The sequence below is a fragment of the Streptomyces sp. NBC_00459 genome (genome assembly GCF_036013955.1).
Lineage (GTDB): Bacteria > Actinomycetota > Actinomycetes > Streptomycetales > Streptomycetaceae > Streptomyces.
On sequence record NZ_CP107903.1, the window covers coordinates 1,025,376 to 1,045,099 of the forward strand.

Below are 19,724 nucleotides of genomic sequence, written 5' to 3' on the forward strand. Positions count from 1 at the left end.
GGGGGCCGCGCCGCAGTGGCACGACCCCCTGACCGGCACACGGTCACAGGGCGACGAGCTGCCAGTCCTGGTTGGGGCCGTCGGTGGTGGGCCACTGGATGACCTTGACACCGTCCGTGGTGGCGGCGTCCTTGACGTCGGCGCACCATCCGTTACGGACGTTGACGAGCCGGTAGTAGCCACCGGCCTGTGAGGGGACCAGGTTCCACCACTGGTTGTCGCCACCGTCGTCGGTCGACTGGTCCAGGATCGCGCCCTTGAGCGAGTTGTCCGGGCTCTCCAGGAGTTTGCCGCTGCGGACGTTGGCCAGTCGGTAGGAGCCGTCGGCGTTCGGCAGCAGCTTCCACTGCTGGTTGGTGCCGCCGGTCGAGGGCCACTGGATGATGGCGGCGCCGTCGGCGCCGGAGGCGTCGCTGACGTCCATGACCTTGCCGCTCTTGCGGTTCACCAGCCGGAAGGTGCCCAGGTCCGCGGTGAAGGGCCGGTCGTAGATCTCCAGGTTGCGGATGGACGCCCAGACCCCGGCGGGCAGTCCGGTGACCGTCACCCGTACGTAGCGTGCCTGTCCACTGAGTACGACGGTCTGCACCTGGCTGGTGCTGGTGGTGTCGGTACGGTCGGCGAGCGTGGTCCAGGTGGCGCTGTCGGTGGAACCCTCGATCCGGTAGCGGTAGTTGGTGGCGTCCAGCTCCCATGCGATCCGGGCGCCGGTGAGGGACTTGGCCGCTCCCAGATCGACCTTGAGCCAGTTCCCGGTGTTGCCGTTGTTCGCGCACCAGCGGGTGACGGTGGCCCCGTCGACAGACATGGCCGCGGTGTTGCCCTTGGACGTCTCCTGGCTGCTGGCGGTGGCTGCCTTGCCCACGGCGATGTCGGCCGGCTGCACCGTCCGGTCCAGGGCCACGCCGACCACGCTGTCCTCGGGGATGCGGGTCCGATCGATCCCGGTGACCGTCACCTTGCCGTCCGCGCCGACGGAGTACGGCAGGTCGGTACCCGAGGCCACGTCGTAGACGCGTGTGACCTGGGCGTCCCCTATCGAGGGGGTGGTGAAAGAGGTGCCGCTGTAGCCGGGCAACAGGTGGAGGTAGAAGGTGCTCCCCTTGTACGTGTAGCCGTACTTGCCGTCGAGAGGCTGCCAGGGGCCGCCGGTGGTGCCGTAGACGGCCTCGCCGCAGGTGGTCATGAAGGAACCGATCCTGCGCACCAGGTCCGCCTGGGCGGTGGGGACCGCACCGGTGCGGTCCGGACCGACGTTGACCAGGCAGGTCATGTTCCGCACCCAGGCGTTGACCAGGATGTTCATGGCCGTGCCGAAGCCCATCACGCTCGCGCCGGCCTTGTAGCCCCAGGCACCACCGATGGTGAAGCACTTCTCCGCCACCTTGCCGGTACGGATCGCACCGGACGGAACGGAAGGGCCCTCCTCGCTGGTGAAGTCGCCGATCCAGCCGGAGCGCAGGGTGGTGACGATGTCCGGCTGATGCTTGCGCACGAGTCCGGTCAGGCCCAGCGGCTTGCCGGTGGCGGGGTCGGTCTCGCTGTGGGCGGAGTCCACCGGCCACTCGTTCGCCGGGTCGCGGAACCTGCCCGGTTCCCAGAAGAACGCGGCGGACGCGTCGGAGCCCTGCTGGCCGAGCCAGCCGCCGTCCCACCACAGGTCGTCGATCTTGCCGTACTGGGTGACCAACTCCCTGACCTGCTGGTACAGCTCGTTCTTCATGATCCGCGCGTTCTCCTTGTGCGCGGGATCGGTGGTGTAACCCCACTTGTTGGCCAGACAGTTGGTGCCGTTGACGTCGTAGTAGCCCGGGTAGCGCCAGCTCAGCGGCGAGATGTACAGGCCCACCTTCAGGCCGGCATCGCGTACGGCGGTGACGTACCGGCCGATGAAGTCCGCCTGGAGCGGGGCCTGTCCCGCGTGCCAGGCGTTCGGGTGGGTGGAGGGCCACAGCGCGAAGCCGTCGTGGTGGCGGGCCGTGAGCACCGTGTACTTCGCGCCCATGTCCTTGGCCAGTTGGGCCCAGTCGGCCGGGTTGTAGGCGGTGGCGGTGAACTGTTCGCCGGTGGCGTCGGTGACGTACTTCCGGTAGTTCTCCGGGGTGACGGCGGCGTTCTCCATGAACCACTCGCCCTTGGCCGGGCCGGAGTAGACGCCCCAGTGGATGAACATGCCGAGCTTGGCATCCCGCAACCACTGGATCTTCTCGTCGGACTGCTGCTCCACGCCCATGTCGATCTTGGGGATCCGCAGCGGCGGGAGCGGCAACGGCTCACCGGCGGCAGCAGCATGGGCGGGTACCGCCAGTGTCGGGGTGACGGCGGCGGCGACCGTCATGGCCGCCATACCGGCCAGCACTCTTCGTCGAGTGATCGGCTGTGACAAGGTCCTTCTCCTGACTGTCCACAAGACAGCACACAGGTGCTGCGACTCGGCGTCGGGTCGAACAGATCGGATACGTCACCGCAGGGACGGCGAGACACAGGGGAGCCGCACAGGAACATGCGTTTCGCCGGGTGACATCGGATGTATTAATCAGCAACAGAGCTTGCCATGTCTAGAGGTCGGCCGAAAATTCGCATAATCGCTCAGGTCATCGCATCAGGGAGGAGGGAGCGATCCCGCATACATAGGATGTGTAATCGCGATCAAAGCGTTGACGAAGCCCCACTTCCCCCCTACCGTCCTCCAACGGAGTCGCACACAACCAAACAAATCGCAAGCTCCACCGAGGTGAAGCATGATGCTCCGACGCGCCCTCACCTGTGTGTTGGCCGCCCTCCTGAGCGTGACCGCCCTGCTCATCATCGGCTCAGCCGCCCAGGCGTCCACGGTCGTCATCACCAACGCCACCCAGTTCACCGACACCACCGGCGCCGCCGTCCACGCCCACGGCGGCGGGGTGATCGAAGTCGGCTCGTACTACTACTGGTTCGGCGAGAACCGAAACGCGGACAACACCTTCAGGGCCGTCTCCGCCTATCGCTCGTCCGACCTGAAGACCTGGGAGTTCAGGAACGACGTCCTGACCCAGGCCGGCGCCCCCGAACTGGCGGTCGCCAACATCGAGCGGCCCAAGGTCATCTACAACGCCGTCACCGGCAGGTTCGTGATGTGGATGCACAAGGAGAACGGCACCGACTACAACCAGGCCCGCGCGGCTGTCGCCGTCTCGGACACCGTCGACGGCGACTACACCTGGAAGGGCAGCTTCCGGCCTCCGACCGGCACCACGTCCCGCGACATGACCCTGTTCAAGGACGACGACGGCACGGCGTACCAGATCACCTCCGCCGCCGGCAACGCCGACCTGCAGATCTGGAGACTCACCGCCGACTACACGGCCTACGAGAGCCTGACCGCGAACCCCTGGGCAGGCACCTTCCGTGAGGCTCCGGCGCTGTTCAAGCGGGGCGGCGTCTACTTCATGCTGACCTCCGGCAACAGCGGCTGGAAGCCCAACCAGCAGAGGTACGCCACGGCCGGCAGCATCGCCGGCCCTTGGACGCCCATGACCGATGTCGGCGACGACACCGGCTACGGCTCCCAGACCACGTTCGTGCTGCCCGTCCACGGCACCTCGGGCACCTCGTACCTCTACCTGGGCGACCGCTGGGGCAACTCCATGGGTGGCACTGTCAACGACTCGCAGTACGTCTGGCTCCCGCTGACCTTTCCCACCCGGACCACCATGAACCTGCCGTGGTACCCGCAGATCTCGGTCGACACCGAGGCCGGCACGGTCACCGGCACGGGCGGCGGCCCCTACTACAACCTGGCGGCCCGGCACAGCGGAAAGTGCCTCGACATCTCCGACAACTCCGCCGGCGACGGTGCGGTCGCCCTCCAGTACACCTGCGGCAGCGGCCTCAACCAGCAGTGGCGGTTCAAGGACACCGGCAACGGATACGTCCAGATCCTCGCCCAGCACAGCGGCAAGTGCCTGGACGTCGCGGGCAACTCCACCGCCGACGGCGCCTTCGTGAACCAGTACCGCTGCACCACCGGCACCAACCAGCAGTGGCAGTTCCAGGACCTGGGAGACGGCTACCACCGGCTCGTCGCCCGGCACAGCGGCAAGTGCCTCGACGTGGCGGACGCTTCCACGGCCAACGGCGCACGCCTCGTCCAGTGGCCCTGCGGCACCGGCGCCAACCAGAGGTTCCAGCGGCGCGCGGCGTGACGACCGTCCCGGGTCCACCCGGAAGGCAGATACGGGACCGCTGAGCGACCGGACATCGCATCCGGTGAACACATCCTATGTATCTGGAACTTGACCTGAAGAACCGAACATGCATGCCGCTCGAAAATGCAGGCCTGATCTGGCGATTCTCTTCACGGGTCTAGACAGAGCACCTACTGGCACCCGTTAATACATCCGATGTCGATGTGCCGGAAACACAGTCAGGCCGCCGCCAACCGTCCCCGTACACCGTCACCGCAACCAGCGCCATCGATCGACAGGAGTGGGCCATGTCCTCACCACGAATGAATCGCCGTACGTTTCTCGGCGCGGCGGGTGCAGCCACCGCCGCGACCGCACTGCCGCTCTTCCCCGGCTTCTCCGGCCTGCTGTCGCAGGCGTCCGCCGCGGACGCGCAGACCAACCTGAGCAAGATGGTCGACTTGCGGTTCGGCATGTTCAACCACTTCAGTCTGGGCACCTTCACCAACGAGGAGTGGGCGGAGCCCAACCAGAGCCCCGCCCTCTTCGCTCCCCCGAGCGTCAACTGCGCACAGTGGGCCGACGCGGCGGCCGCCGCGAAGATGAGCTACGGCATCCTCACCACCAAGCACCACGACGGCTTCGCCCTGTGGCCGAGCGCCTTCGGCACCCAGAACGTCGCCAACAGCTCCTACAAGCACGACGTGGTGAAGGCCTACTGCGACGCCTTTCGCGCGAAGGGGCTGAAGGTCGGGCTTTACTACTCGATCTGGGACCGCACCTTCGGCGTCGAGGCGTGGGAGAGCCGGCACAAGGTGTCCGGGCTCCAGATCACCGACGCCATTCAGCCCAAGCACATGGCCTTCGTGCTCGGTCAGATCCGCGAGCTGCTCACCAACTACGGCACCATCGACATGTTCATGACGGACGGTTACGCATGGCAGGCGGGGCAGCAGGCCGTCTCCTACCAGGCGATCCGTTCGCTGGTGAAGGAGCTGCAGCCGGACTGCGTCACACTCGACATCGGCGGACTGTACGAGCCCTTCCTCAGCGACGCGATCTTCTTCGAGGAGCCGCTGGGCGTCACGGCACCTGCGGGCAACACCTATGCCGGTATGCAGGGACAGACCATCAGCAACGGCTGGTTCTGGCACCCCTCCACCCCGACCGAGGGCCTCATGAGCAAGTCCTCGATCCTCTCTCACCTGGCCGACCTGGAACCGAAGTACACCTCGTTCATCCTCAACTGCCCGCCCAACCGCAACGGTCTGCTGGACACCAACGTCGTCAGCCGGCTCGCCGAGGTCGGTGCGGCGTGGAGCCCGAACACCTCCAGGCCGCCGCTGCCCGCCCAGCCTCTTCGCGCGGAGCACCCCGTCACACCGGTCAACGCGTACGCCACCGGCTTCCACACCGGCGAGGGTCCGTTCAACGCCGTCGACGGACTCAGCGACGTCCGCTACGAGACCTGCTGGTCGACCTGGGGACTGCCGGCGCCGCTGCCACAGTCCATCACCATCGACCTGGGCGGTGTGTGGAGCAACGTCTCCACCCTGGAGTACCTGCCCAAGCAGTGGAACCGCAACAACTCCACCGACGGCGACATCACTTCGTACACCATCTCCACCAGCACCGACGGTACGACCTTCACCCAGGTCGCCACCGGCAACTGGACCGGCGGCAACCGCACGCCGAAGCTGACCGAGTGGCCCAACCGGAACGTGGGCTTCGTACGGATCCAGGTCAACGCGGCCACGGGCGGCTACGCCAACGTCAGCGGCCTCAGGATCGGCGGCCGGTCGGTCAAGCCGGCGCTGGTGTCCACCGCGCTGCCCGGCGACGGCACCGTCTACCGACTGGTCGCCCGGCACAGCGGCCAGGCCGCCGACGTGGTGGGCAGGCGCACCACCGACGGCACCCCGATCCAGCAGTGGCCCCTGCTTGACCAGACGAACCAGAAGTGGACCTTCATCAAGACAGGCGACGGCTACTACAAGATCAAGGGAGTGGGCAGCGGGAAGCTCCTGGAGATCGGGGGGCTCTCCCGCGCGGACGGCGGCACCGCCGGCATCTGGGGAGACGCTGCCGCTCCCCAGCAGCACTGGGCCGTCACACCCACCGGTGACGGGCACTTCATACTCGTCAACCGCTACAGCGGGCTCGCGCTCGCCGTGGACGAAGGCAGCACCGCCGACGCGGCCGCCGTCGAGCAGCAGCCCTACACGTCACAGACCCACCAGCAGTGGAAGATCATCCCCTTCTGACCCTGCCGTCCGCGGGCGCGGGTCCTTGGGCACCCCGCGCCCGCGCAACGCATGCCTGATTCCCCTTCCGCCGAGGACGCCGGCACACCGGTCGCCATCGGCGTCCGGCCGTACTTCATCGGGCTCCCCCCAGGACCCCACCCTCATCGAGGCACCCGCAGAAAGACAGGGAACGCACATGTCCGCTGTTCTCGCACGGCTGTCGGCGATGATCGTCGCCGCCTGCCTGCTGTTCACCGCCCAGGTCGTGGCCGCACCCGAACGGGCTGCGGCGGCCGATCCCGGTTACCTGATGACGCACTTCATCGGGGACGGTTCGACCGGTCAGCAGATGTACTTCTCGTACAGCGCGGACGGTCTGAACTGGAACGACCTCAACGGCGGCGGGATGACCCTGCGTTCCACCGTGGGCACGCGTGGAGTGCGTGACCCCGCCCTGGTGCGCTCACCCGACGGCAGCAAGTACTGGATCATCGCGACCGACCTGTGCATCGGCTGCGGGCAGTCGTGGCCGGACTCGATGTCCAACGGCAGCCGCAGTCTCGTGGTGTGGGAGTCGACGGACCTGGTCACCTGGTCCGAGCCGTGGCTGCTCAACGTCGCCGGCGCGATCCCCGACGGGCGCAACGCCTGGGCCCCGGAGGCGATCTGGAACCCGGCCACCAACGACTACGTCCTGTACTGGGCGACGAACGCGACACGAGACGGTGTACTGAAGCACCGCATCTACTACGCGCGCACCAGTGACTTCCACACGATCACCACCCCGCAGCTGTACATCGAGCGTCCCGGCACCCAGAACATCATCGACACCCAGATCGTCGAGGTCCCCTCCGGCGTCGGCAACTACCGCTACGTACGGGCCTCCAGCGCCGGCCAGATCACGTTGGAAGGCAGCAACTCGATCCTCGGCACCTGGACCGACCTCGGCAACCTCTCCGGCATCGGCCTGACCGGTTCGCAGGTCGAGGGCCCGATGTGGATGAAGTTCCGCGACCGCAACGAATGGACCCTCTACCTCGACCAGTACGCCGCCGGAAAGGGATACATGCCGGTCGCGACGACCAACCCGTCCACCGTCGGCACCTACCGGCTTCCGGCGTCGGGAAGCTACAGCCTGGGCACGACCACCAAGCGCCACGGCTCGATCCTGAACCTGACGGCCGCCGAGGACGCCCGCATCCAGGCCCGCTGGGCCAACGTCACGGCCAAGCGACTGCAGTCCTTCAACTACCAGGACCGCTACGTCCGTCACACCAACTTCGACGTACGCATCGACCAGAACGTCACCAACGACGACGCCAAGTTCCGCCCCCGCCCCGGCCTGGCAGGCACCGGCACCGTCTCCTTCGAATCGGTCAACTTCCCCGGCTACTACCTGCGCAGCGACGGAACCGACTTCCAACTCGTCTACAACGACCGCACCACAGCCTTCGCCGAGGACGCCACCTTCCGCCAGGTCGCCGGACTCGCCGACGCCACCTGGTCCTCCTTCCAGTCCTACAACCACCCCGACCGCTACATCCGCCACTACGCGTACCAACTGAAGCTCGCAACGATCACCACCGCGGTTGGACGCAGCGACGCCACCTTCCGGCTGACGAGCTGAGCTGACAGTGCGCCCTGATGACGGCGCACCCCATGGGACTCTGTGCGGTGGATCCGCCATCGAGCGGCACGCACGCGTGGACCGCGATCCGCAGGGATGTCAGGCCAGTGGTGCGGTGAGTTTCCGGGTGCTGGTGCCGGCGCCGAGGTCGGCGGCCAGGCTGCACGCGACGTTGTCGATGCCCAACCGGTAGCCCGCGGTGTCCGGATACTGCACCAGACTGCCGGTCACGCTACCCGCGGGCTGTTCGGCCGCCTCGCGTTCCAGGACCGGCCGGCACAGCGCGGCGGCGGCGTTCTTCAGGGCGGCGTCCGTCGTGTAGCCGCCTTCGAGTTCGGCCACCTTCACGACCTCGGCGTCGTGCGGATCCTCGCACGCCCGCTTCGCCGCCTGTCCGGGCTGGGCGGCATCGGCGTTGAAACAGTCGCCCGTTCGCAGCATGTAGTACGGCACTTCGTCGCCGGCCAGCGGGACGAGCGACTCCAGGTCACTCGGGAACTCGCTCGGCAGGTCGGTGGGGAACTCGCTCGGAAGGCCGCTGGGGAGCCCGGACGGCAACGTGGGCAGCCTGGTGGGAAGTCTGGTGGGCAGTTCGGTCGGGATACTGAACGACGGCTCGGGGGTTCGACTTGAGCTCTGGCTGCCCCCGGGCGGGTTCTTGTCCGGGGTGTCGTCGCTTGCGGAGACCATCAACACCACCGCGGCGACGACTCCGACTGCGACGATCGCCGCGAGCAGGATGAACAGAGGGCTCGGACGCCTGCCGGGGCCCCGGTGTCCGCCCGGGCCGTCGGGCGGTTCGGGCGGCACCAGTGGCAGCCCGCCGCCGCCCTGCACAGGCGGTCCGTCGCCTCCCGGGGGAGGTCCGTAGCCACCGTTCCCGTAGCCACTGTTCCCGTGGCCTTCGTAGGGAGGGCCGTAGCCGCCCCCGGCTGGCGGGCCGAACCCACCGGGAGGTGGGCCGAAGCCACCGCCCGGAGGCGGACTGTCTCCCGGTGGCCCGGGCGGCTGAGGCGGTACGGGCGGCATGGCCATACCGTCAAGACTCGCCGCGAAACGGTCAGCACGCGACCCCCACGCGGAAGTTGATACGGGCTCATGCCATGGACCGCACGATTCCGGAGAAATCCGTGCCAGGCCCGGTCACAGGGGATCAACCGGAGCACAGTTGCATACACCAGTGACCGGGGACGCCCATCGGCAGGACAGGCGTCCCCGGCTCGCGGCTCAGCCTCGCGTGCCCAACAGGTGGTCCATCGCCAGCTGGTCGAGCTGCTCGAAGGCCATCCCGCGTGCGGCCGTCGCCTCCACGTCGAACTCCTCGAAGGCCGAACGGTCGGCGAGCAGGCCCGCGAGCCCGTCCGCAGCCGTCTGCTGCGCCAGCTCGTCCAGACGCGAGGCGCGCAGGGCCGCCTGGACCTCCGGGTCGGCGCGGAAGGCGGTCGCACGCTCCTTCAGGATGAGGTAGTTGCGCATGCAGCCGGCCGCCGAGGCCCACACGCCGTCGAGGTCCTCGGTCCGCGGCGGCTTGAAGTCGAAGTGCTTCGGGCCCGCGTAACCGGCGCTCTCCAGGAGGTCGACCAGCCAGAAGGCGGCACGCAGGTCACCGGCGCCGAAGCGCAGGTCCTGGTCGTACTTGATGCCGGACTGGCCGTTGAGGTCGATGTGGAAGAGCTTGCCCGCCCACAGGGCCTGGGCGATGCCGTGCGCGAAGTTCAGCCCGGCCATCTGCTCGTGCCCGACCTCGGGGTTCACGCCGTACATCTCCGGGCGCTCCAGGCGCTCGATGAAGGCCAGGGCGTGGCCGACCGTCGGCAGCAGGATGTCGCCGCGCGGCTCGTTCGGCTTGGGCTCGATCGCGAACTTCAGGTCGTAGCCCTGGGAGATCACGTACTCGCCGAGGAGGTCGAAGGCCTCCTTCATGCGGTCCAGGGCGACCCGTACGTCCTTGGCGGCGCCGGACTCGGCGCCTTCTCGGCCGCCCCAGGCGACGTACGTCTCCGCACCGAGTTCGACCGCGAGGTCGATGTTGCGGATCGTCTTGCGCAGCGCGTAGCGACGCACGTCACGGTCGTTCGCGGTGAACGCGCCGTCCTTGAAGACGGGGTGCGTGAAGAGGTTGGTGGTGGCCATCGGCACCTTCATGCCGGTCGCGTCGAGTGCCTGGCGGAAGCGCTTGATGTGCGACTCGCGCTCGGCGTCCGAGGACCCGAAGGGGATCAGGTCGTCGTCGTGGAAGGTCACTCCATGGGCACCCAGCTCGGACAGACGCTGCACCGTCTCGACCGGGTCGAGAGCACGGCGGGTGGCGTCGCCGAACGGGTCCCGTCCCTGCCAGCCGACGGTCCACAGGCCGAAGGTGAACCTGTCCTCGGGGGTGGGCTGGTAGTTCATGCCGCGGCTCCTTGCTTGCTCCGACTATTTCGTCATGGCGGTTTACAAATTAGTATGCGGAAGCATCTCTGGGAAGAGACAACGTGTCCCTGAAACGTTTCCCTGAGCAGAGACTGAGGGTGGGGCCGGGTCGCCGCGACCCGGACAAGCACCGGAAAACACCAGGCCAGATCCCGCGGAGCCGCGGAAGAGGGAGAGTCCGATGTCAGCAGCCGAGGGTCCGCTCGTCGTCGGCGTGGACACGTCGACCCAGTCCACCAAGGCGCTGGTCGTCGACGCGGCCACCGGACAGGTCGTGGCGAGCGGCCAGGCACCGCACACCGTCACCACCGGAGCAGGGCGTGAGAGCGACCCGCGGCAGTGGTGGAACGCCCTGTGCGAGGCACTGAGCCAATGCGGTGACGCGGCCCGCGAGGCCGCCGCCGTGTCGATCGGCGGTCAGCAGCACGGGCTCGTCACCCTGGACGCCCAGGGCGAACCGATCCGTCCGGCAATGCTGTGGAACGACGTGCGCTCGGCGCCCCAGGCCCGCCGGCTGGTCGAGGAACTGGGTGGCGCGAAGACCTGGGCGGAGCGCACCGGAAGCGTGCCGGGAGCCTCCTTCACGGTCACGAAGTGGGCCTGGCTCGCGGAACACGAGCCGGAGGCGGTCCGTGCCGTCAAGGCCGTACGGCTCCCCCACGACTACCTCACCGAACGCCTCACGGGCCAGGGCACCACCGACCGCGGCGACGCCTCCGGCACGGGCTGGTGGGCGTCCGGGACGGAGGCGTACGACGCGGAGGTGCTCGCGCATGTGGGGCTCGACCCCGCGCTGCTGCCCCGGGTGGTCCGGCCGGGTGAGGTCGCCGGGACCGTCCGTGACGGCCACGACCTGCCCTTCTCCAAGGGCACCCTGGTCGCCGCGGGCACCGGGGACAACGCCGCCGCCGCACTTGGTCTGGGGCTGCGCCCCGGCACTCCGGTACTGAGCCTCGGCACGTCGGGCACGGTGTACGCGGTCTCGACACACCGGCCGGCCGATCCGACCGGCACCGTAGCGGGCTTCGCCGACGCGCGCGGCGACTGGCTGCCGCTGGCCTGCACGCTCAACTGCACGCTCGCCGTCGATCGCGTCGCGGCCCTGCTCGGACTGGACCGCGAGGCCGTCGAACCCGGTACGGCCGTCACCCTCCTGCCCTACCTGGACGGCGAGCGCACCCCGAACCTGCCGGGCGCCTCGGGGCTGCTGCACGGGCTGCGTCACGACACGACCGGCGGCCAGCTGCTCCAGGCCGCGTACGACGGGGCGGTGCACTCGCTGCTCGGCGCCCTCGATCTGGTGCTCGACGTGGACGCGGACCGCTCGGCGCCGTTGCTGCTGATCGGCGGCGGCGCGCGGGGGACGGCCTGGCAGCAGACCGTACGGCGGCTGTCCGGGCGGCCCGTCCAGGTGCCCGAGGCCAAGGAGCTGGTCGCGCTCGGTGCCGCGGCGCAGGCGGCGGGCCTGCTGACCGGCGAGGACCCGGCAGCGGTGGCCCGCCGCTGGGACACGGCCCGGGGGCCGGTACTGGACGCGGTGGAGCGGGACCAGGCGACGCTGGACCGGATCGCCGGGGTACTCTCCGACGCATCGCCGCTGCTGGAGCGGGGGACGGAGGCCGGCTGACGGCTGCGACGGGCGAACGGGAATCGACGGTGCCGAACCGCCATCCGCCGAAGGACGCCGACGTACATCCGTCCGCGAGCGTCGGCTCACGGACATCGACTGAGGACTGACGGAGGCATGACCGCACCGCTGCACGAGGCCCGTCCGCCCGGCGCCGGCGCCCGGCTGCCCGACACCCAGCAGGGCATGCGCCGCCGCAACCTCGCGCGGGTGATGCACACCGTCAGCGCCGAGGGACCGTTGTCCCGCGCCGGGGTCGCCTCACGCATCGGGCTCACCCGGGCGGCGGTGTCGACGCTCGTGGACGAGCTGATCCGCTCGGGGCTGCTCGAAGAACTGGGCCCCGAGCGGCCCGGCCGGGTCGGGCGCCCCGGGTCCGCGCTCGCCGTGAGCGGGCGTGGTCCGGCCGGGATCGGCGCGGAGGTCGGCGTCGACCATCTCGCGGTCTGCGCGGTCGATCTGCGGGGCGTGGTGCGGGCACGCGCCGTGCGGCACCGCGCCAACCGTGGGCGCTCCCCCGAACCGGTGATCGAGGAACTGACCGGGTTGGTGCGGGAGGTGATCTCCGAGGTGGAGCGTGAGGGCCTGTGGCCGGCCGGCCTCGCGGTCGCCGTGCCCGGGCTCGTGGCCCGCGACGGGCGCACGGTCGTCCGCGCCCCCAACCTCGACTGGCACGACACGGATCTCGGCGCGCTCCTGCCCGCCGGGTTCCCGCTGACCGTGGACAACGAGGCCAACCTCGGCGCGCTGGCGGAGCTCTGGCTCGGAGACTCCACTCCGCCCGACTTCCTGCATGTGTCGGCCGAGATCGGCATCGGCGCGGCGGTGGTCGTGGACGGACGGCTGCTGCGCGGGACTCGGGGGTTCGCGGGCGAGTTGGGACATGTCCCGGTCTATCCGGACGGGCCGGAGTGCGCGTGCGGCGGGCGCGGGTGCCTGGAGCAGTACGCGGGTGAGGAGGCGGTCATGCGGGCGGCGGGGGTCGAGCCTGGCGAGGACCGCGTCGGGCTCCTCGCGGAGCGCGCCGCCCGGGGCGACACGGACGTACGGCGGGCACTGGACGGGGCCGGTACGGCACTCGGTATCGCGCTGACCGGAGCGGTCAATCTGCTGGACCCCGAGATTGTCGTCCTGGGCGGTGCGCTGTCCGGGCTCGCGCCGTGGCTGCTGCCGTCGCTGGAGGCGGAACTGGCCCGGCGCACGGCGGGACCGGCCTGTGCGGTGTCGGTGTCGCGGCTGGGCCCCGAGGGCCCCCTGCTGGGCGCCGCGCACTCGGTGGTGCGGGCTGTGCTGGACGATCCGGGGGCGGAGGCCGGACGGGGCTGAGCGGCCCCGACCGAGGCCTCGATCCCAGCACAGGGCACCACCGTCACCCGTTGGAGTGGCGGAGTTGTCCACGATCACGCGGTCATCCACCGAAATCCACGGGCCGTTCCTGCCCGATCGCGATGCGCCCTGGCGTGATCCACGTGAGGCGCGGCCCCTCATGGTGTTCGGTGGCACTCCAGCGCTGGGCCGAACCGTTCGCGGGCATCTGCATCCACCTGGCACACCCACGCGTCTCACAACCAGTGGTCCCCGGTCCCGTGCCCTCTGTCGAAAGGCATTTCACGCATGGAGCGGTCCAGGTCGTTCCCCAGCAGACGGCGGCTGTTGAAGAGCTCGGCACTCACCGCCGGCACTTACGCCCTCCTCCCCGCTCCCCGGGTCGGCGCACAGCCACGGTCCCTCGACTACCCGCTCGCCACGTGGGAACCGGCGACCACGGCCAACTACACGGCCTCCAGCCGTCCGGACACCCAGGTCGACCTCGTCGTCATTCATGTCACCCAGGCCTCCTACCGCAACACCCTGGCCGTCTTCCAGCACCCGAAGAAGAGGGTGTCAGCGCACTACGTCGTCCGGTCCGGCGACGGACACGTGGCGCAGTGCGTGCGGGAGCACGACATCGCCTGGCACGCGGGCGACTGGAACCACAACCTGCGCAGCATCGGCATCGAACACGAAGGGTGGGTGGACCGCCCCGGCTATTTCACGGACGCCCTCTACGAGCAATCGGCGAGACTCACCGCGACGATCTGCACGCGCTACGGCATACCGAAGGACCGTACGCACATCATCGGGCACTACGAAGTGCCTGGCACCGATCACACCGATCCGGGGCCCGACTGGGACTGGACGCGCTACATACGCCTCGTCAACACCGCCTGAACGAAGCGGTGGTGCCGTCGGTCCGTCTCCTGGCGTCGAAACGGTTGTTCCCGTCCGACCTCCGAGTGACGATGTCACCAGCCGCATCGTCTTCCGGGAGGCCCAGTTGACCGATCCATGGGTGGCCCTGGAACAGGGAGCCGACCCCGTCGAACGGGGGCGGGTGCTGCGTCGCGCGCACGAGACGTTCACCGAGGCGGGGACAGTGACCCGGCCCGTGCGTTCCGTGGTGGCCGACTCCTGGAGACGTTCCGCCAGGGCAGGGGTGGGACCGGACGGCACAGCGTGCGTGGAGTTGGTGGACGGCGATCTCGGTGCCTACCGCGCGGAGCATCCGCTGGCCCGGGTGATGCCCCTGTTCCGCGAGCTCATGGGCACCTTCGCCGCCGACGGCGAGCATCTGCTCGCGGTGTGCGACGCGCAGGGCAGGCTGCTGTGGGTCGAGGGCCATCCGACCACCAGGCGGCAGGCGGGACGGATCAACTTCGTACCGGGGGCACGCTGGGCGGAGTCGGCCGTCGGTACGAACGCGCCGGGTACGGCGGTCGCCGTGGACCGGCCGGTGCAGGTGTTCGCGGCCGAGCACTTCATCCGGCAGGTCCAGCCATGGACGTGCGCGGCGGCTCCGGTGCACGATCCGCGCACCGGGCGGATGCTGGGTGCCGTGGACATCACCGGACGGGACGGGCTCGCGCATCCGCACAGCCTCGGGTTCGTGCAGGCGGTGGCGCGGGCCGCAGAGTCCCAGCTGGCGCTGCTCACCCCGGCCGGCCCCGCCACGGACGCGCTCGAACTGACCGCGATGGGCCGCGACGAGGCTCATCTGCTCGCCGCCGGGCGCGCGTTGAGACTCAGTCGTCGGCACAGCGAACTCCTCGTCCTGCTCGCCCGCCACCCGGAAGGGCTGACCGGGGACGAACTGCTGTGCGCGCTGTACGAGGACGAGTCGGTGACACCGGTGACGCTGCGCGCCGAACTGGCCCGGCTGCGCCGCCTGCTGGCCCCGGGACTGCTGGCGTCGCGCCCGTACCGGCTGACCGTGCCGGTCGAATCGGACATCGGCGTCGTGGAACGCGCGATCGAGACGGGTGCGGTCACGACGGCGGTGCGGGCGTATGCCGGTCCGCTGCTGCCCGGTTCCCGGGCTCCGGCGGTGGCCCGGCTGCGGCGCAGGCTCGCCGACGGTCTGCGCACCGCGCTGGTGGCCCGCCGGGACCCGGACCTGCTGGCCGACTGGGCCCACGCGCCGTGGGGTGAGGACGACCTCGACGTATGGCGTGCGCTCGCGGCAGTGCGACCGACGGCGGCCGTACGGGCACGCCTGAAGGAACTGGAGTCGGAACAGGCGGCGCCGCGGGGTTGGGCACATCAGGCCACCCGGTTCTGACGGAACGCCGGCACCGGAGGCCGGGGGCAGGCCTCATGGCTCACGCGGATGTCCGGCGCCTCGGCCAAGCGCTGCGGCACCCTCGTAGGCATCACGCATCACGCGTCCGTGCCTGATCCCGCATGCGATCGACCGTGTGGCGCCCGTGCGCAACCTCTCTGCAACCTCGGCGCTTCTAGCCTCGCGGCGAGAGCGGCCCAACGGCGGGCGGCTCTGCTGAAGGAGGCAGGCCACATGACCCGTTACGCGGCGCCCGGTACCGACGGCGCGATCGTCTCCTACCAGGCGCGCTACGACCACTTCATCGGCGGCGAGTACGTGCCGCCGACCCGGGGGCAGTACTTCGAGAACCCGAGTCCGGTGAACGGGCAGCCGTTCACGGAGATCGCGCGGGGCACCGCCGAGGACGTGGAGCTCGCGCTCGACGCGGCGCACGCGGCGGCACCGGCGTGGGGCCGTACATCGGTGACCCAGCGGTCCGACATCCTGCTGAAGATCGCCGACCGGATGGAGGCGAACCTCGAAGCACTGGCGGTCGCCGAGACCTGGGAGAACGGCAAGCCGGTACGGGAGACGCTCGCCGCCGACATCCCGCTCGCCATCGACCACTTCCGCTACTTCGCGGGCGCGATCCGAGCGCAGGAGGGTTCGCTCGGCGAACTCGACGACGACACGGTGGCATACCACTTCCACGAGCCACTCGGTGTGGTCGCGCAGATCATCCCGTGGAACTTCCCCATCCTGATGGCGGTCTGGAAGCTGGCGCCCGCGCTCGCGGCGGGCAACGCGGTCGTGATCAAGCCTGCCGAGCAGACGCCTGCGTCCCTCCACTACTGGATGAGCCTGATCTCGGATCTGCTGCCGGCGGGCGTCGTGAACATCGTCAACGGCTTCGGGGTGGAGGCGGGCAAACCGCTCGCGTCCAGTGCGCGGGTGGCGAAGGTGGCGTTCACGGGTGAGACCACGACGGGGCGGCTGATCATGCAGTACGCCTCGGAGAACATCAAGCCGGTCACGCTGGAGCTGGGCGGCAAGTCGCCGAACATCTTCTTCGACGACGTATGGGCGGCGGACGACGACTTCCGCGACAAGGCACTCGAAGGCTTCACCATGTTCGCCCTCAACCAGGGCGAGGTGTGCACCTGCCCGTCCCGAGCGCTGGTACAGCGCGGAAACTACGCCGACTTCCTCCAGGCCGCTGTCGCCCGCACCGAGCTCATCAAGCCGGGACACCCGCTCGACACGGACACGATGATCGGCGCGCAGGCCTCCAACGACCAGCTGGAGAAGATCCTTTCGTATCTGGACATCGGCCGACAGGAAGGGGCCCAGATCCTCACGGGTGGCGAACGCATCGACTACGACGGCGAGTTGAAGGGCGGCTACTACGTCCAGCCGACGATCTTCGAGGGCGACAACCGGATGCGGATCTTCCAGGAGGAGATCTTCGGGCCCGTGGTGTCCGTGACCTCGTTCGACGACTTCGACGACGCGATCAAGATCGCCAACGACACTCTGTACGGTCTCGGGGCGGGTGTGTGGACCCGGGACATGAACACCGCGTACCGCGCGGGCCGCGCGATCCAGGCGGGCCGGGTATGGACCAACTGCTACCACGCCTATCCGGCGCACGCGGCGTTCGGCGGCTACAAGCAGTCCGGGATCGGCCGCGAGAACCACAAGATGATGCTGGAGCACTATCAGCAGACGAAGAACCTTCTTGTTTCGTACAGCCCGAAGAAACTTGGGTTCTTCTAGAGCCTGAAGTCGGTTGCCTGGAGGCGTCGTTGCGCTCCAGGCAACCCGGCACAATAGCCATCCAATGCAATCGGTCCGGTTCTTCTCGTCGGTCTCCGGCGCCCAGCCGTGCTCCACTCGGACCGGTCGCGGACCAAACTGTGCTGGAGAACGTCACCGCGCGAGCCGCCGGATCATGAGCGCAACAACCCGTCGAATGCCCGCAGGTCGTTGACATTTGCGTGCAGGATGTCAACGAGCCTGTAGATGTGGTGTTCTCGGGCTGTCACCGCTGGGAGTCGAGGACGTGATCGACGAAGGCGAGCGGATCCCGGTGCGAGCACGGACGCAGGCAGACATGGTGCCGTGCCCGACTTGTGGGGCACCGTCCGGGCCGGTGCATCGCTTTCACCTACGGACAGTGCTCGATGTACCGGTCGACGGGCGACGAGAAGTAGTCCGCGTGCGGCGACTGGTGTGCCCCAAGCGAGGCTGTCGGCACACCTTCCGTGAGCAGGTGCCCGGCGTACTGGAGCGACACCAGCGACGCACAGCCCGTCCGACCAGGCAAGTCAAGGCCGTGGCCGAGGAGTTGGCGGGCCGGGCCGAGGCTCGTTTGCCGTCGTCTCGCGCAGCCGCAGCTGTAGCTGGGCCAGGAGCATCTGATCGGCGTCATGGAAGTCCAGACCTGACACCTCCCTGATCCGGCGCAACCGGTATCGCAAGGTGTTGACGTGCACCAGCAGTTGGGCAGCAGCGTCCTCGGTCACGCATCCCGCGTCCAGGTAGGCGGCGAGGGTCTCGGTGAGGACGCCGTCTGGTCCGTCGTGCTCGACGAGGCGGCGCAGCGGACCGGTGGCCGGCGGCAGGCCGAGCGACTGGGCGACGTCGCCGAGGCGGTCGAGCAGCACCTGGAGTGCCGTCTCGTCGAGGGTGGCCACGGCGGGCGCCGAGCCCCCGGCACCTCGCAGGGCGCGCAGCACGGCGTCGGCCTGGGCCCGGACGGCGGGCACACGGCCGGGCCCGGCGGCGGGCCCGGCGACCGCGGCCAGATAGTCCCCTCCGGGCCCTCCCGGCGACCGGGCGACGAAGTCCGCGGCCAACGAGCGGGCCGCGGCCAGAATCTCGTCTCGCGACGGCTGCGGCCAGGCCACCAGCACGTACACCGCACGGTCACCGCGCACGGCCACCGCCGACGGGCGCACTGCGGTGAGGTAGAGCGTCAGGGCGTCCTCCAGCCTGCGAAGGCCGGCGGCTGCGACGGCGGCCTCCGCGGAGGCGGTGTCCGAGGCGGCGTCCGAGGCGGCGTCCCGTGGGCGCAGGCCCACAGCGATCAGGCACAGCGCCCCGGTGTGCAGTTGTAGCTCACGGGCCGCGCCTTCCCCGGCCGGGCCCCCGGCGAGCACTGCCGCGGCCAGTTCGCGCCGCTGCTGCCGGGCCCAGGCGGAGCCGTCGGAGCGGGTGTTGGCCAGGTGCAGGGCGACGACCGGGGCGAACAGTTCGAGCCATCGGGTGTGTTCTTCCGGCAGCGGGGCGGTGACGACTGCCCAGACGTAGCCGAGGACTTCGGAGTTGGCACGTACGGCAATCGCCACCCGGGGCAGGAGGCCCGGTTCGTACGATTCGATGTACACCGGCGTGGTGGAGGAGTGCAGCCGTTCGAAGGCGCCCTGCTCCGCGAGCTTGTGCAGCCGGCTCGGATGCACCGCGCGGCTGAGGATCGTCTCCACCCTCGATTCGTCCGTGTCGTCCTGTCCTGCCGACCAGGCCAGCACCGCCGAGGCCGCGTCTTCGATGGTGACCGGGGCCTGGATCATCGCGCTGACCGTGTTGGCCAGCGCGAACAGGTCGCTGGTGGCGCCCGCGGGCTCCCACTGCGCCCGCGAGTGGTCCAGCAGGCGCTGCCGCAGGATCGTCGCGACGTGCATCCATGAGGCGTCCGGGTTGACCTCGACGACCGGCACCGGGCAGTCGGCGATCTCGGCGGGGACCGGTCCCTTCACCGCGAGGCCACGCGCACCGGAGCGCTGCGCGGCGCTGCCGAGGGTGAGCAGCTCTGGCCCCCGGGTCACGCCCACGCACAGCACCAAGCACCCCGCCTCCATTCCCTCCGCGTCGGCCGGGTCGTGAATGGCCACCCCGGCGAGGGGCTGGTCCGCGCCGCCCGGATCGACGGCGAGCCGCAGCAGGGGCTCGCCGATGTCCTGGACGAGGCGATGCAGGGTGGGGGCTTGCTCCATTACGCCACCCTAGTCGGATTGTCGTAGGCACCCAATCGACGACCTCAGGTTTGATGCTCAGCACAAAA

At 69.4% G+C, this 19,724-nt stretch carries 12 protein-coding genes and 1 pseudogene; 9 read left to right on the forward strand and 4 right to left on the reverse strand.

The window, feature by feature from the left end:
• Positions 1 to 43: 43 nt before the first annotated feature.
• Entirely contained in the window at positions 44 to 2,386 is a 2,343-nt protein-coding gene (locus OHN74_RS04325; RefSeq protein ID WP_327693184.1) for an alpha-L-fucosidase, read from the reverse strand.
• A gap of 358 nt (positions 2,387 to 2,744) precedes the next feature.
• Between OHN74_RS04325 and OHN74_RS04330 the strand changes: the two genes are divergently transcribed.
• The 3 genes from OHN74_RS04330 (at position 2,745) to OHN74_RS04340 (ending at position 8,039) form a co-directional block, all read left to right on the forward strand.
• A complete protein-coding gene (locus OHN74_RS04330) occupies positions 2,745 to 4,184 on the forward strand; it encodes an RICIN domain-containing protein (protein ID WP_327699980.1) in 1,440 nt (479 codons plus the stop codon).
• Positions 4,185 to 4,474: 290 nt separating this feature from the next.
• The gene (locus tag OHN74_RS04335) at positions 4,475 to 6,430 is read left to right on the forward strand and encodes an RICIN domain-containing protein (protein ID WP_327693185.1); all 1,956 of its coding nucleotides are present in this window, start codon (positions 4,475 to 4,477) and stop codon (positions 6,428 to 6,430) included.
• Positions 6,431 to 6,608: 178 nt separating this feature from the next.
• Complete coding sequence (locus tag OHN74_RS04340; protein WP_327693186.1) at positions 6,609 to 8,039, forward strand: glycoside hydrolase family 43 protein; 1,431 nt, start codon at positions 6,609 to 6,611, stop codon at positions 8,037 to 8,039.
• 99 nt (positions 8,040 to 8,138) lie between these two features.
• On the opposite strand, the gene OHN74_RS04345 is transcribed toward OHN74_RS04340, so the two are convergent.
• Positions 8,139 to 8,876 carry a hypothetical protein gene (locus OHN74_RS04345; RefSeq protein ID WP_327693187.1) on the reverse strand — a complete coding sequence of 246 codons (738 nt, stop codon included), beginning with the start codon at positions 8,874 to 8,876 and terminating at the stop codon, positions 8,139 to 8,141.
• 390 nt (positions 8,877 to 9,266) lie between these two features.
• Positions 9,267 to 10,433: a xylose isomerase gene (gene xylA / locus OHN74_RS04350; RefSeq protein ID WP_327693188.1), complete on the reverse strand. Its 1,167-nt coding sequence runs from the start codon at positions 10,431 to 10,433 to the stop codon at positions 9,267 to 9,269.
• 202 nt (positions 10,434 to 10,635) lie between these two features.
• Between xylA and xylB the strand changes: the two genes are divergently transcribed.
• The 6 genes and pseudogenes from xylB to OHN74_RS04380 all read left to right on the forward strand — a co-directional run.
• Positions 10,636 to 12,081 (forward strand): xylulokinase, encoded by a 1,446-nt coding sequence (gene xylB, locus OHN74_RS04355; RefSeq protein WP_327693189.1) that lies wholly within the window; start codon positions 10,636 to 10,638, stop codon positions 12,079 to 12,081.
• Positions 12,082 to 12,198: 117 nt separating this feature from the next.
• Positions 12,199 to 13,407 (forward strand): ROK family transcriptional regulator, encoded by a 1,209-nt coding sequence (locus OHN74_RS04360; RefSeq protein ID WP_327693190.1) that lies wholly within the window; start codon positions 12,199 to 12,201, stop codon positions 13,405 to 13,407.
• A gap of 288 nt (positions 13,408 to 13,695) precedes the next feature.
• Positions 13,696 to 14,292 (forward strand): N-acetylmuramoyl-L-alanine amidase, encoded by a 597-nt coding sequence (locus OHN74_RS04365; RefSeq protein WP_327693191.1) that lies wholly within the window; start codon positions 13,696 to 13,698, stop codon positions 14,290 to 14,292.
• Positions 14,293 to 14,398: 106 nt separating this feature from the next.
• Positions 14,399 to 15,679 (forward strand): GAF domain-containing protein, encoded by a 1,281-nt coding sequence (locus tag OHN74_RS04370; protein WP_327693192.1) that lies wholly within the window; start codon positions 14,399 to 14,401, stop codon positions 15,677 to 15,679.
• A 234-nt stretch (positions 15,680 to 15,913) separates the two neighbouring features.
• Positions 15,914 to 17,437, forward strand: a complete 1,524-nt coding sequence (exaC, locus tag OHN74_RS04375; protein ID WP_327693193.1) for an acetaldehyde dehydrogenase ExaC — start codon at positions 15,914 to 15,916, stop codon at positions 17,435 to 17,437.
• Positions 17,438 to 17,652: 215 nt separating this feature from the next.
• Positions 17,653 to 18,035 (forward strand): annotated as a pseudogene (locus OHN74_RS04380) (ISL3 family transposase); the annotation flags it as partial.
• Here OHN74_RS04380 and OHN74_RS04385 read toward each other — a convergent pair.
• Positions 17,989 to 19,656 (reverse strand): PucR family transcriptional regulator, encoded by a 1,668-nt coding sequence (locus OHN74_RS04385; RefSeq protein ID WP_327693194.1) that lies wholly within the window; start codon positions 19,654 to 19,656, stop codon positions 17,989 to 17,991. The pseudogene OHN74_RS04380 and the gene OHN74_RS04385 overlap by 47 nt on opposite strands.
• Between the last annotated feature and the right edge of the window lie 68 nt (positions 19,657 to 19,724).

What these genes read in the sequence shown, in the direction of transcription:
- exaC (WP_327693193.1), top strand. Translation starts at nt 15,914, where the DNA reads ATGACCCGTTACGCGGCGCCCGGTACCGACGGCGCGATCGTCTCCTAC.
- OHN74_RS04385 (WP_327693194.1), bottom strand. Translation starts at nt 19,656, where the DNA reads ATGGAGCAAGCCCCCACCCTGCATCGCCTCGTCCAGGACATCGGCGAG.
- OHN74_RS04365 (WP_327693191.1), top strand. Translation starts at nt 13,696, where the DNA reads ATGGAGCGGTCCAGGTCGTTCCCCAGCAGACGGCGGCTGTTGAAGAGC.
- OHN74_RS04335 (WP_327693185.1), top strand. Translation starts at nt 4,475, where the DNA reads ATGTCCTCACCACGAATGAATCGCCGTACGTTTCTCGGCGCGGCGGGT.
- OHN74_RS04340 (WP_327693186.1), top strand. Translation starts at nt 6,609, where the DNA reads ATGTCCGCTGTTCTCGCACGGCTGTCGGCGATGATCGTCGCCGCCTGC.
- OHN74_RS04360 (WP_327693190.1), top strand. Translation starts at nt 12,199, where the DNA reads ATGACCGCACCGCTGCACGAGGCCCGTCCGCCCGGCGCCGGCGCCCGG.
- xylA (WP_327693188.1), bottom strand. Translation starts at nt 10,433, where the DNA reads ATGAACTACCAGCCCACCCCCGAGGACAGGTTCACCTTCGGCCTGTGG.
- xylB (WP_327693189.1), top strand. Translation starts at nt 10,636, where the DNA reads ATGTCAGCAGCCGAGGGTCCGCTCGTCGTCGGCGTGGACACGTCGACC.
- OHN74_RS04330 (WP_327699980.1), top strand. Translation starts at nt 2,745, where the DNA reads ATGCTCCGACGCGCCCTCACCTGTGTGTTGGCCGCCCTCCTGAGCGTG.